Below are 12,448 nucleotides of genomic sequence, written 5' to 3' on the forward strand. Positions count from 1 at the left end.
GCCCTGATGAGCGAGCAGACTGAGCACACGGTGAACTCACCCACGGAGTCCTCCCAGCGCCCCGCCCCCCAGGAGAACCTGGGGCAGGCCGGTCGCCGGGGCCCCTTCCGCTACGGCGAACGCATCCAGGTCACCGACACCAAGGGCCGCAAGAACACCTTCCTGCTCGACCCTCACGGCTACTTCCAGTCCGTGCGCGGCTCCTTCCACCACCGAGACGTCGTCGGCATGGACGAGGGCAGCGTCATCGAGACCGACACCGGCCACGAGCTGCTCCTGCTGCGCCCGCTCCTGGCCGACTACGTCCTGTCCATGCCCCGCGGCGCCCAGGTGGTCTACCCCAAGGACTCCGGACAGGTCATCGCCATGGGGGACATCTTCCCCGGCGCCCGCGTTCTGGAGGCCGGCGTCGGCTCCGGCGCGCTGACCATGAACCTGCTCTCCGCCATCGGAGAGGGCGGCCACCTGCTGTCCATCGAGCGCCGTGAGGACTTCGCCCAGATTGCCGCCTCCAACGTCGACGCCTGGTTCGGCCGCCACCATCCCGCCTGGGAGCTGCGCACCGGGGACTTCGCCGACGTCGTTGCCGCCCAGGTGGAACCCGGCAGCATCGATAGGGTGGTCCTGGACATGCTCGCCCCCTGGGAGAACGTCGAGGCCGCCTCCCAAGCCCTGGCCCCGGGCGGGCTCTTCCTGGCCTACGTGGCCACCGTCACCCAGCTCTCCCGCACCGTGGAGGCCCTGCGTCACAGCGGCTTGTTCACCGAGCCGGAGTCCTGGGAGTCCATGGTGCGCACCTGGAACGTCGACGGGCTCGCCGTGCGCCCCGACCACCGCATGGTGGCGCACACCGGCTTCCTGCTGACCGCTCGTCGCCTGGCCGCAGGCTCCCGGCCCTTGACCCGCAAGCGCCCGCCCGCCCGCGGCGCCTACGACGAGGGCGGCTACTGGCTGCCCGACGACGTCAAGGAGCGCACCAGCACGGACAAGAAGGTCCGCCGCGTTCTGCGAGACTGCCGGGCCAAGCAGCCCTCCGACGCCACACCCGTTCTCAGCGGGAGCGCGGACGACAGCCAGGACGGAGCCAACCATGTCTGAGACGACTGCCGCCGACGCCGGCACACCCCAGCCACTGGGGATGCCGGCCACGGACTTCACCAGCCACCAGCTGCGTGAGGCCCGCGCCCGGGCCGTCAGCCTGGCGGCCAAGAACGAGCGCCTGGTGGCCGCTCTGGGCACCGCCCGCGAGCGCATCGCCGAGCTCGGCCAGCAGCTCGACGCCGTCACTCACCCCCCGGTCACGCTGGGACTGCTCACCGGCCTTCCCCGCACGAGGGGTGCAACAGGTGACACTGGCGATGCCGCCGATGCCGCCGATGCCGCCCAGCCCCGTGAGGTCGCCGTGAGCCTGTCGGGCCGCCAAATGCTCCTGCACGTCCACCCCGGCGTCGATGACACCGAGCTGCAGGTCGGGCGGCGCGTGGCCGTCAACGACCAGATGCTCGTCGTCGCCACCCTCCCCGAGCCCCGCACCGGTGAGGCCGTCACCCTCGAGGAGAGGCTCGATGACGCCCGGGTCCTGGTGACCACCGGCGCAGGAGGCACCCGGATCCTCACCCTGTCCTCGGCTCTTGGCCGCATCGCCGGGACCGGTGAGGGGATCAAGCCCGGTGACACCCTGGCCGCCGACCTGCGCGCCGACGTCGCCACGGCTCTCATCGAGCGCACCAGCGTCGAGCAGCTGGTCGTGGCCGAGACACCCGATGTCTCCTGGGCGGACATCGGTGGCCTGGGACCGCAGATCGAGCAGATCCGCGATGCCCTCGAGCTGCCCTTCACCCACCCCGAGCTGTTCCACGCCTACGGTCTGCGCGCCCCCAAGGGACTGCTGCTCTACGGCCCGCCCGGCTGCGGCAAGACCCTCATCGCCAAGGCCGTGGCCACCTCGCTGGCTGATTCGCCCAGCGCCTCGGGCATCACGGGACGCCCGCCCGCGTTCCTCAACATCAAGGGTCCTGAGCTTCTGAGCAAGTTCGTCGGCGAGACCGAGCGCCAGATTCGCGCCATCTTCGACCAGGCCCGCAAGGCCGCCGCCGAGGACCGGCCGGTGGTCATCTTCTTCGATGAGATGGAGGCCCTCTTCCGCACCCGTGGCACCGGCGTGTCCTCCGACGTCGAGACCATGATCGTGCCCCAGGTCCTGGCGGAGATTGACGGCGTGGAGTCCCTGCGCAACGTCGTCATCATCGGGGCCTCCAATCGCGAGGACATGATCGATCCCGCTATCCTGCGTCCCGGGCGCCTGGACGTGAAGATCCGCATCAACCGGCCCGATGCGGCCGCTGCCGAGGAGATCCTCGCCCGGCACCTCACCGCGAACCTCCCCCTGGATCCGGCCGAGCTCGCCGCCCACGGGGGAGACCGCGAGGCCACCGCCGCCTCCTTGCGCCGAGTCGTCGTTGAGGCCCTCTACGCCCGCAACGAGGCCACCGCCGTCCTGGAGATCACCGAGGCCCATACGGTCAGTGGCGCCTCCACCCGCGTCCTTCACCTGGCCGACCTGACCAGCGGCGCCATGCTGGCCGCCATCGTCTCGCGCGCCAAGACCGCCTCCATCAAGGACGAGCTCGCCGGGGGAGTGGGCGGGCTGAGTGCAGCCAGGCTCCGCTCGGCCGTCGAGACCGAGGCGCGGCAGAACGAGGAGATCACCGGCGCGACCACCCCCGAGGGGTGGGCCCGGCTCATCGGCACCCGCACCTCGCAGATCCTCAGCGTGCGCAGACTCGGCAAGGAGAGCACATGAACGATGTCGGCTTTCAGCCCGGTCCGGTGACGCGACCCGTCGGTCTGGAGACCGAGTTCGGGGTCCTGCGCCCGGGCGACGCCTACGCCAACCCCGTGGTCCTGTCCACCCGCGTGGTGGAGGCCTACTGCGCCGGCGCCGGCGTGCCCACCGTGCGGTGGGACTACGAGGGCGAGGACCCCCTGGCCGACCTGCGCGGCGGCAGGCTCCGGCGCTCTGCCGCCCACCCCAGCCAGCTCACCGACGACCCCACTCGCCCAGCGCCCTCGGGCGATGCGCCGTCGGCCGATGCGGGGAAGACGGCAGACCCTCCGCCGGCCCCCTGGGGGTCGCGCGCCCGCCCCAGTGCCGCCGAGGCGGCGCTGCCCCGGGCCACCACTGCGGTCCTGGTCAACGGCGCCCGCTTCTACGTCGACCACGCCCACCCCGAGTACTCCTCACCCGAGGTCCTCACACCCCGAGACGCCCTGATCTGGGACCGCGCCGGTGAGGTGGTCGCCCGGCGCGCCATGACGGCCCTGAGTGACGAGGGCGATCGGGATGGGACACCGGCGGAGATCGTCCTGTACAAGAACAACGTGGATGGCAAGGGTGCGGCCTACGGCTCCCACGAGAACTACCTCGTGCGGCGCGATGTGCCCTTCGAGGAGCTGGCCGCGGTCCTGACCCCCTTCCTCGTCACCAGGCCTGTCATCGTCGGTGCCGGTCGGGTCGGGATCGGGCAGCGCAGTGAGCGCCCCGGATTCCAGATCAGCCAGCGCGCCGACTACGTCGAGTCCGAGATCGGCCTGCAGACCACGTTCAACCGCCCCATCATCAACACCCGCGACGAACCGCACGCCGACAATGCCCGCTGGCGCAGGCTTCACGTCATCAACGGTGACGCCAACCGCTTCGACGTTCCCATCTACCTCAAGGTCGCCACCACCGACCTGCTTCTGTGGTTCCTGGAGCAGGCGTACACCGAGGGCTCCGGCCGGTTCAAGGAGGCTCTGGCCAGGCTCAAGGACCTGGCCATCATCGGCGACCCCGTGGAGGAGCACTGGGCGCTCTCCCACGACCCCTCCCTGTCACACGAGCTGCGAACCCAGGCCGGGGCCATGACCGCCCTGGAGGTTCAGCGCGCCATCCTCGACGCCGTCAGCCCTGCCGTCACCCGTGTGGAGGACGCTCAGGCCCACCGCGCCCTGGCCCTGTGGAGGCAGGTCCTCGACGCCCTGGAGCAGTGGCGCCACGACGGATCCGGGCCGGCCGCCCAAATGGTGGAGTGGGCCGCCAAGTACGAGCTCTGTGAGGGACTGCGCCGCAGGTCGGGCACCGGCTGGGACGATCCCCGCCTGGCCGCTCTCGACATCCAGTGGGCCGACCTACGACCGGGACGATCCGTCGTCGACAAGCTCGACGCCGCCGGCAGAATCCATCGGCTGGTCGCTGACGCGGAGATCCAGCGTGCGGCCGACACGCCTCCCGAGGGCACGCGCGCCGCCGTCCGGGGAACCGCCATCCGCCGTCACCGGCAGATCGTGGGGGCCTCCTGGACCTGCCTCCTCCTTGACGTGCCGGGCACCCCCGCCCTGGCACGTCTGCGCCTGCCCGACGACGTGGTCGTCGGCCCCGATGAGACGGCGACCATCCTGGAGGAAATTGGTCGCCGGGCGGCACCTGAGAGACACTGAGCCTCACAGTGCGCTCACCAGCAGTGCACCGCTGAGCAGGACGAGTGAAGGAGCAACGCATGACGCCGCAGCACGCCAGTCAGTCCCATGGACAGGTCCGTCGCGACGGTGTCGAGACCACCTCAGCGGACACTGAGCAGCAGATCAGTACCGGGACGTCGTCGGCCGGGCAGACCAGTGACGTCGACAGCATCCTCGATGAGATCGACTCGGTCATCGAGACCAACGCCGCGGCCTTCGTCCAGGGCTTCGTCCAGAAGGGCGGCCAGTGAGCATGAGCGGCTCACGGCCCTTGGCGCGGCGCATCATCGGGGTGGAGACCGAGTACGGCATCACCTGCGCCCCCACCACCGACGGCCCTCCTCCCATGGACGCCGACCACGCCGCCCGTGAGCTCTTCGATCCCGTGGTCCAGCGCTCGCGCTCCTCGAACGTCTTCACTCGCGGGGGTGCTCGCCTCTACCTGGACGTGGGCTCCCACCCCGAGTTCGCCACCGCTGAGTGCGATCGCCTGGAGGACGTGCTTGCTCAAGACCGCGCCGGTGAGCTCGTCATGGCCGATCTGGCCGAGCAGGCCAATGCGCGTCTGGCCGCAACGGGTGTTCCCGGGCGGATCCACCTGCTGAAGAACAACCGTGATGCCGAGGGCAACGGCTTCGGGTGCCACGAGAACTACCTCGTGCGCCGTCGTGGAGACTTCTGGAACGACGCGCGCACTCTCGTACCCCATCTGGTGACCCGGCAGATCCTCGTCGGCGCCGGCCACATCGCCGCGGACGGGGACACTCGGCGCGCCGCCGACGGGCTGTGGGGCTACGTCTTCTCCCAGCGGGCTGACCAGATGTGGGACGCCGTCTCCTCAGCCACGACCCGTGCCAGGCCGCTCATTAACACCCGGGACGAACCGCATGCTGATGCCGAGCGCTACCGGCGCATGCACGTCATCGTCGGGGACTCCAACATCGCTCAGGGCTCCACCCTGCTCAAGGTGGCGGCCATGGACCTGCTCCTGGACTACCTGGAGCACGGGGGAGAGCTCGGCGACCTGGCCCTGGCCGATCCCATGAGGGCCATTCGCGACACCTGCCATGACATGAGTGGAGGGGTGCTCCTGGAACGGTCGGACGGGCGCACCATCACGCCGTTGGAGGTGCAGGCAGAGCACCTCGGGCGTCTGCGCGAACACGTCGCGCAGGGCATCGAGGTCACTGCTCTCCACGAAGCCGCACTGGACCTGTGGGAACGAGGGCTCCAGGCCCTGCGTCTGCAGCAGCCCGAGCTCGTGGACAAGGAGCTGGACTGGGCGGTCAAGCACCGGCTGCTGACCCGCTACTGCCAGCGGCACGACACCGATCTGACCGATCTCCGGGTGAGGCGCTTGGCCCTGGCCTATCACGACGTCTCTCCCGGTGGGGGACTGCGGCAGCGGCTGGAGGGCGCTGGGCTCCTGCGTCGATTCGTTGATGAAGCGACCTGCCGCCGGGCGGTCGACACTCCGCCCGTGACCACGCGCGCGCGTCTGCGGGGCGCGGTCGTCGCCCGGGCAGAGGACCTGCGCCGCGATGTGAGTGTCGACTGGGTGGGGGTTCGACTCGACGACGGCGTCTGCTCACCTGTTACCCTGAATGATCCCTTCTGTGCCGTGGACGAGCGCATCGATGCACTCCTGGAGAGCATGGGGCGTTCGGCAACCGATCCTCCCATCGGGGTGTGAACGGTGAGGCTCACGGCACTGATAAGGTGGCAGACGGAAGACGCAACATGAGTACTACCCCCTCCCCGGATCCCGAAGCGGGCATGCCCCTGACGCGGCGTCAGCGCCGTGCGCTCGAACGTGCTCAGCAGGCCCAGCGGGAGGCTGCGATCGGAGACTTGCCGGCACCCGCCCAGCCCGCTGTCCAGGCACGCCCGGTCGGTACTGCCTCCCCCAGTGACCGATCCGCAACCGGCACACCAGCGCCTCGCACCGTGTCGCAACCGCAACCGCAGTCCCAGCCTCAGCTGCAGCCTCACGTGCCGGGCAGCAGCCACGATCCGCGCAGCGAGTACATGCCGGCCGCACGAGCCGATCGCCCCGATCGACGCGATCTCCCACATGGGACCGGGCACCGGCAGGACGAGGTGGTCGCCGAGGCCCGGGAGCCGGAACCGACGCCGCGTCCACGGACCCTGGGCGGCCCGCTGGGGCGTATGCCGCGGGGGCCCCTGGCGGTCGGCCTGATCGGTGTCGTCGTCCTCGCCATGATCCTGGTGCCGCTGGCTGTCAACAAGCTCGTCTCCGGAAGGAACGGAACGGGCGCCAGCACAGCGGCTCAGTCGACCGTGTTGGATGGCAATGCTCCCCTCAGCCAGTTGCTGACGGTCAGCGGGCGGGTCGGATCGGGGGTGGCCCCCTCCGTCGAGCTGAACGGCGACGCCTCCTTGTCAGCCCCCGGCTCGGTGCTGACCGACGTCGTCCAGACCGGGCAGGGGCGCGCTGTCTCCGCGGGGACGCCTGTGATCCTGCAGGTCTCTCAGTTCTCCGGTCTCAACGGGCGCAACACGACGGGTAACGAGGCGGGGTACAAGCTCTGGCAGGGTCTGCTCGGTCCCGAGGTGGGCGACTACATCAACGCGGCGGTCTCCGGCCAGCGCGAAGGCGCCCGCGTCGTTCTTCGCGAGCCGGCTGAGGAGGAGGACGGCTCCAGGACGACGAAGATCACTGTCGTCGACCTCCTGCCCACTACGGCAACGGGGGAGGCGAAGCAGCCGGCGGAAGGCACCCCCACCGTGACTGAGGGACCGGACGGCTCCATCACCGTCAGCAGTGCCGGACTTCCTGCACCGACTCGAGCCTCCACGGAGATCCTCATCAAGGGCACCGGCCCCCAGATCGGTTCCCAGGATCGGCTTATTGCTCGTACCACGATGGTCAGCTGGACGTCGGGACAACCCCTCGACAAATCGACCTTTGGGCACCAGGAGCCGCCCAAGCAGCTCGACATGAGCAATGCGCTGGTGGGAGTCTCCCAGAACCTGGTTGACATCACGGTCGGCTCCCGGGTGGTCCTCTCGCTGCCCGCTGAGCAGGCGCAGGGGAAGGAACCAGTCGTCGTGGTGATCGACGTCCTGGCCAAGGACCCTGCTCAGCCTTCCGGAGCGTCCGGGGGTCGTGCGGGCAGTGAGTCGAGCGCCATTCCCGGCTCCTCTGCCGGCCCAACATCCAAGGAGCATTCATGAGCGTTGCCATCCGCATCATTCCCTGCCTGGACGTCAAGGACGGTCGGGTCGTCAAAGGTGTCAACTTCCAGGGCCTCAAGGACGCCGGAGACCCCGTGGAGCTGGCCTCTCGCTACTGCGCTCAGGGGGCCGATGAGATCACCTTCCTCGATATCTCGGCCTCCCACGAGGGGCGTTCCACCATGTTGGACGTGGTCTGCCAAACTGCCGAGCAGATCTTCGTGCCCCTGACAGTCGGTGGGGGAGTGCGTTCACTCGATGACGTGGACCTGCTGCTGAAGGCGGGGGCGGACAAAGTCAGTATCAACACCGCGGCCATCGAGGCCCCCTCGCTGTTGACGGAGGTGGCGCGGCGCTTCGGCAATCAGGTACTCGTCCTGTCCGTGGATGCGCGCCGGTGCCCCTCCGGCGTCTCGACGGCTTCCGGCTTCGAGGTCACCACGCACGGAGGACGGACCTCCACTGGCATCGATGCCGTCGCCTGGGCGGTGAGAGGAGTCAAGCTCGGTGCCGGAGAGATTCTCCTGAACTCCATGGATGCCGACGGGGTCACTCAAGGATTCGACACCGAGTTGATCGACGCTGTTCGTCGACAGGTCCAGGTGCCACTCATCGCCTCTGGCGGCGCTGGACGCCCACAAGACTTCGTCACGGCAGCCGACCATGGTGCCGACGGTGTTCTGGCAGCCTCAGTGTTCCACTACGGAGTGACGACCATCCCTGAGGCCAAGAATGCTCTGCGAGACGCGGGCCACCCGGTGCGTTGACGAGTATTTTCTGCTCCTGAAACATTCTCGCGGGAGTTGCCGGAATTCCCGCTATCGTTGTGGGTTTTCTGGGGATGCAGGCGGCGAATGAGGGGCGTGCCACCAACAAAGGTATGTCCATTGCGGGTATCGCCTTGGGCGTCCTCTCCATCGTGCTGCTGATCGTTTCCTATGCTGCTGGTCTGAATGAGCGGCTCTTGAGTGGGTTCGATTCCTAAGGTCCTCACCTTCCGCATTCGCTCCGCTGCGCAGGGGCTTTGCCGGCTGTCTGTGCTGCGGGGCGAAGGGTTGTGGGGGCATGTCCATCCGGGGCGATGGGGTGTTCTCCCCGTTGAGATGAGGTTGTTCCCAGGGTGTGATACGTGTTCTCGTGTAGACTCAGTTCTGCGCTTCACACCAGGGAAGGAATGATGAGCGATTTGAATCCTTATCCGGCGGATCCTTATCATCAAGGAGCTACTGGTACCCCATATCCGACCGACTTCGATGGTGTCTCCCAGTCTGCGTCGGCCGTGTCGTCGACCCAGAATGGTTACTACAGCGCGGACGATCTTGGCGATCAGTCACCCCGCTTCCCGGCAGCATCGGGAGGCCAGATGGTTCCTTATCCGGGGGATGGCCAGCAGCCGTACAGCCAGGCCTATGGGCAGCCCTACAGTCAGCAGTATCCCTATACGCCGTCTTCTTATGGCCCGTATCCACCATATGGTCAGGGCGTGTACTGGGGGGCGCCTTACGATCCGCGTCGACATGAGGCGAACGCCCTCGGTGGGTGGGCGCTCGGGCTCGGTATTGCGAGTATCGTTGCGAGCTGTTTGTCTTTCGGCCTGATCTTGGGCATATCGGCGATCGTCGTCGGAGTCCTCGGAATGCGCGCCGCCAATGAGGGGCGTGCCTCGAACAAGGGGCTGTCAATCGCCGGAGTGGTGACAGGCGGCATTGGCGCTTTCATCGGTGCTGCCTATCTTATTCTGTTTATAGTGATGTTGTCTCAATGAACCGTATGTCTGAAAACTGCTGCACGACTGCGTCGACGAAGCACGAGCGCTCCGGTGAGCGTGCGGGACACGGGAGGCGGATTGGACTGGGCCTTCTGATGGTTCTGCCCTCCCTTCCCGGTGGCCTCATCGTGTTGCGCGCACTGACTCTGCCTCGTAATTCTCCGGGGCTTCCCGACCTCTGCCCGCTTCACCGCACCACCGGGCTGTGGTGCCCACTGTGCGGAGGCACCCGGGCGACCCGGGAACTCATGCACGGCGACCTGTGGGCAGCCATGGGTTACAACCCCTTCGCGCTCGTCCTGGAGGTGGTGGTCATGGTGCTGGTGGCGCGCTGGTTGCTCGCATGGCTCCGAGGCCAGCGGCGGCCGCTCGTCACCGGTAGGGAGGGGATCCTTCTCGGGGTGGCGCTGGCCGTTTTCGCGGTGGTGCGCAACCTGCCAGGCATGTGGGTCTACTTCGGCCCTCTGCTCGGTCCTCCGGGCTGAGCAGCACCCGGCGTGCATAATGCGGTTGTGACTCTCGATTCCCAGATCTCTGCGCGCTTGAAGCGCAACGCGGACGGCCTGGTCTGCGCCGTCGTCCAGCAGCACGACTCACGTGAGGTCCTCATGGTGGGGTGGATGGACGATGAGGCGCTTCGGCGCACCCTGGAAGAGGGACGAGTGACCTTCTGGTCGCGGTCGCGGCGTGAGTACTGGCGCAAGGGTGATACGTCCGGACATGCGCAGTACGTCAAGTCCGTTCATCTGGACTGCGACGGCGACGCCCTCTTGATCGAGGTCGATCAGGTTGGAGCCGCCTGCCACACCGGTGAGCGCACCTGCTTCCTGGCCGGCGGTGATCTGGGAGCGCACGTGGGAGAGCGACCCAGCTGACCGCTCCGCGGCCAGTACGGTTTGGCGATTTGCAACAGACGGCCTCGGGCCGTCACGATGGATACGAACAGGCGCCCCACCGGAGCGCCGGCAGGTGAGATCGGGGAGGTGTGCGATGACCTCGTTCGAGGCGATGGTGGCTGAGGCCAAGGCGGCCGCCGACCGTCGTGCTTCGCTGGTTCCCCTGACCCGCCTCAAAGAGGCCTCCCGCCTGGTTCCCGGTGCTATCAGCGCCCTGTCCAGCCTGCGCACCGATGACCGGGCGGTCACGGTGATCGCTGAGGTGAAGCGCTCCACAGCCACGTTCGCGGATCTCAGCGGCGTCGGGGATCCGGGGATGTTGGCCTGCTTCTACGCCGCCGGCGGCGCCGCCTGCGTCTCAGTGGTCACCGGGCCGAGCGCTACGCGAGGCTCCCTCAAGGACCTGGACGCCGTCAGGGCCTCAGTGGATCTTCCCGTCCTCGCCAACGACCTGGTGGTCACGCCCTACCAGGTGCACGAGGCCCGGGCTCACGGCGCCGATCTGCTCATGCTCGATGCCCGCATCGAGACCCTGGTGCTCGAGGGACTCATCGAGAGGGTCCACTCCCTGGGGATGGGCGCCGTCGTCGAGGTCCGTACCCGCCGTGAGGCGCTGACCGCGGTCGATGCGGGGGCCTGCATCGTGGCCATCGACACCCGCGATCCCGACACCCTGGCCGTCGACTGCAGCCTGTTCGATCAGGTCACTGACGTTCTGCCGACGCAGGTCGCACGGATTGCGGCCGGAGGAGTCAGAGGTCCGCACGATGTCATGAGCTTCGCGCGCTGCGGGGCCGATGTCGTCCTCGTCGGTGAGGCCATCATCCGCTCCACCGACCCCCAGCAGTTCGTTGCCGAGCTGGTCGCCGCCGGCGCCCACCCGGCACTGATCCCCTCCGCCCACCGAGAGGTTCTCTGAGTGCCTGTCGCCACCCTTTCCGCCATGATGTCAACGATGCCCGCGATGCCAACGTTGTCGGCGATGCCGTTCACGGCCGCGCTGAGAGCGGGAATACCGAGCCCTTCCTCGGCCGTGTGGTACCTCGGCCCCATCCCGGTGCGGGCCTATGCGTTGTGCATCCTCACCGGAGTCTTCGTGGCCGTGTGGTGGTCGGACCGGCGCTACCGGGCCCGGGGAGGCCGACCGGAGCTGGTCCTCGACGTCGCCATCGTGGCCGTGCCGGCTGGAATCGTGGGAGCTCGTCTCTACCACGTGGTCACCTCGCCCGACGACTACTTCGGCCCCAACGGCGACCTGGCCCGTATCCCACAGACATGGCAGGGGGGCCTGGGAATCTGGGGAGGTATCGCCGGCGGGGTCCTGGCCGGGGTTCTTCTTCTGCGCCATCGTGGCCTGCGGGTGGCTCCGCTGGCCGATGCCGTCGCCCCGACGCTGCTGGTTGCTCAGGCGATCGGTCGACTGGGGAACTGGTTCAACCAGGAGCTCTACGGCGCCCCGACGACGCTGCCCTGGGGACTGCGGATCGACGACGCCCACCTGCCGGCGGGCTCCACCTACCCGCCCGGCACCCTGTTTCATCCGACCTTCCTCTATGAGGCCCTGTGGAACCTGGCCGGAGCGGTCCTCCTGGTGTGGATCGGCAGAAGGATGGTCGCCCGCAGCGGGGTCACAGGCGGCAGGCTGCTATGGATCTACCTCATGGTCTACACCGCAGGCCGGGTGTGGATTGAGATGCTGCGCATCGACGAGGCCGAGACGGTCCTCGGCCTGCGACTGAACGTGTGGACCTCCATCGTCATCTTCCTCGTCGGGGCCATTGGACTGTTCCTCTCCTCGCGACGCCCCTTGAGCGACGCCATCGACAGGCCGGGGCGCAGGGCGAGGAAGGACGGGTCAGCGGCCGATGAGGACGACTCCGCCGAGGAGATCGCCGTCGAGCATGACTCGTCTGAGGACGCCTCACCCGCAGAACCTGCTGCCGCGGAGTCGGCCCGCCTGGACCAGGCGGATTCGTAGCGACCGAATCGGGGACCCGCCCGCCACTCCGGCGGGAGACAAGTGGGTGAGGATGGTCGCAACCTGACGACTGACGAGATTCCTCCTCGTGCGCAGGGCCCGGTGTCC

12 protein-coding genes are annotated in these 12,448 nt (G+C 68.1%); all 12 read left to right on the plus strand.

What is annotated here, in order from left to right; translation table 11 throughout:
• Positions 1-6: 6 nt before the first annotated feature.
• Positions 7-1,098, plus strand: coding sequence for a tRNA (adenine-N1)-methyltransferase (locus JJJ14_RS05955; RefSeq protein WP_101558233.1), 1,092 nt, complete (start codon positions 7-9; stop codon positions 1,096-1,098).
• Positions 1,091-2,803 (plus strand): proteasome ATPase, encoded by a 1,713-nt coding sequence (arc, locus tag JJJ14_RS05960; protein WP_201444965.1) that lies wholly within the window; start codon positions 1,091-1,093, stop codon positions 2,801-2,803. Before JJJ14_RS05955 ends, arc begins: the two co-directional genes overlap by 8 nt.
• On the plus strand, positions 2,800-4,479 hold the full coding sequence (locus JJJ14_RS05965) for a proteasome accessory factor PafA2 family protein (protein ID WP_201444966.1): 1,680 nt from the start codon (positions 2,800-2,802) through the stop codon (positions 4,477-4,479). The genes arc and JJJ14_RS05965 overlap by 4 nt, the downstream gene beginning before the upstream one ends.
• A 59-nt stretch (positions 4,480-4,538) precedes the next feature.
• On the plus strand, positions 4,539-4,751 hold the full coding sequence (locus JJJ14_RS05970; RefSeq protein ID WP_009747604.1) for a ubiquitin-like protein Pup: 213 nt from the start codon (positions 4,539-4,541) through the stop codon (positions 4,749-4,751).
• 2 nt (positions 4,752-4,753) lie between these two features.
• Positions 4,754-6,193 (plus strand): Pup--protein ligase, encoded by a 1,440-nt coding sequence (gene pafA, locus JJJ14_RS05975; RefSeq protein WP_201444967.1) that lies wholly within the window; start codon positions 4,754-4,756, stop codon positions 6,191-6,193.
• Positions 6,194-6,492: 299 nt separating this feature from the next.
• Positions 6,493-7,698 carry a hypothetical protein gene (locus JJJ14_RS05980; RefSeq protein ID WP_236592926.1) on the plus strand — a complete coding sequence of 402 codons (1,206 nt, stop codon included), beginning with the start codon at positions 6,493-6,495 and terminating at the stop codon, positions 7,696-7,698.
• On the plus strand, positions 7,695-8,465 hold the full coding sequence (hisF, locus tag JJJ14_RS05985) for an imidazole glycerol phosphate synthase subunit HisF (RefSeq protein ID WP_004564972.1): 771 nt from the start codon (positions 7,695-7,697) through the stop codon (positions 8,463-8,465). The genes JJJ14_RS05980 and hisF overlap by 4 nt, the downstream gene beginning before the upstream one ends.
• Before the next feature lie 410 nt (positions 8,466-8,875).
• Entirely contained in the window at positions 8,876-9,463 is a 588-nt protein-coding gene (locus JJJ14_RS05990; RefSeq protein WP_236592927.1) for a DUF4190 domain-containing protein, read from the plus strand.
• A 98-nt stretch (positions 9,464-9,561) separates the two neighbouring features.
• Positions 9,562-9,951 carry a DUF2752 domain-containing protein gene (locus JJJ14_RS05995; RefSeq protein WP_075374123.1) on the plus strand — a complete coding sequence of 130 codons (390 nt, stop codon included), beginning with the start codon at positions 9,562-9,564 and terminating at the stop codon, positions 9,949-9,951.
• Between the two features lie 27 nt (positions 9,952-9,978).
• Complete coding sequence (gene hisI / locus JJJ14_RS06000; RefSeq protein WP_040321136.1) at positions 9,979-10,341, plus strand: phosphoribosyl-AMP cyclohydrolase; 363 nt, start codon at positions 9,979-9,981, stop codon at positions 10,339-10,341.
• A gap of 115 nt (positions 10,342-10,456) precedes the next feature.
• The gene (locus JJJ14_RS06005) at positions 10,457-11,281 is read left to right on the plus strand and encodes an indole-3-glycerol phosphate synthase TrpC (protein ID WP_201444968.1); all 825 of its coding nucleotides are present in this window, start codon (positions 10,457-10,459) and stop codon (positions 11,279-11,281) included.
• A gap of 45 nt (positions 11,282-11,326) precedes the next feature.
• On the plus strand, positions 11,327-12,340 hold the full coding sequence (gene lgt / locus JJJ14_RS06010; RefSeq protein ID WP_201445095.1) for a prolipoprotein diacylglyceryl transferase: 1,014 nt from the start codon (positions 11,327-11,329) through the stop codon (positions 12,338-12,340).
• Positions 12,341-12,448: the final 108 nt, after the last annotated feature.

Source organism: Actinomyces sp. HMT 175, from assembly GCF_016694895.1.
Classification (GTDB): Bacteria; Actinomycetota; Actinomycetes; order Actinomycetales; family Actinomycetaceae; genus Actinomyces; species Actinomyces oris.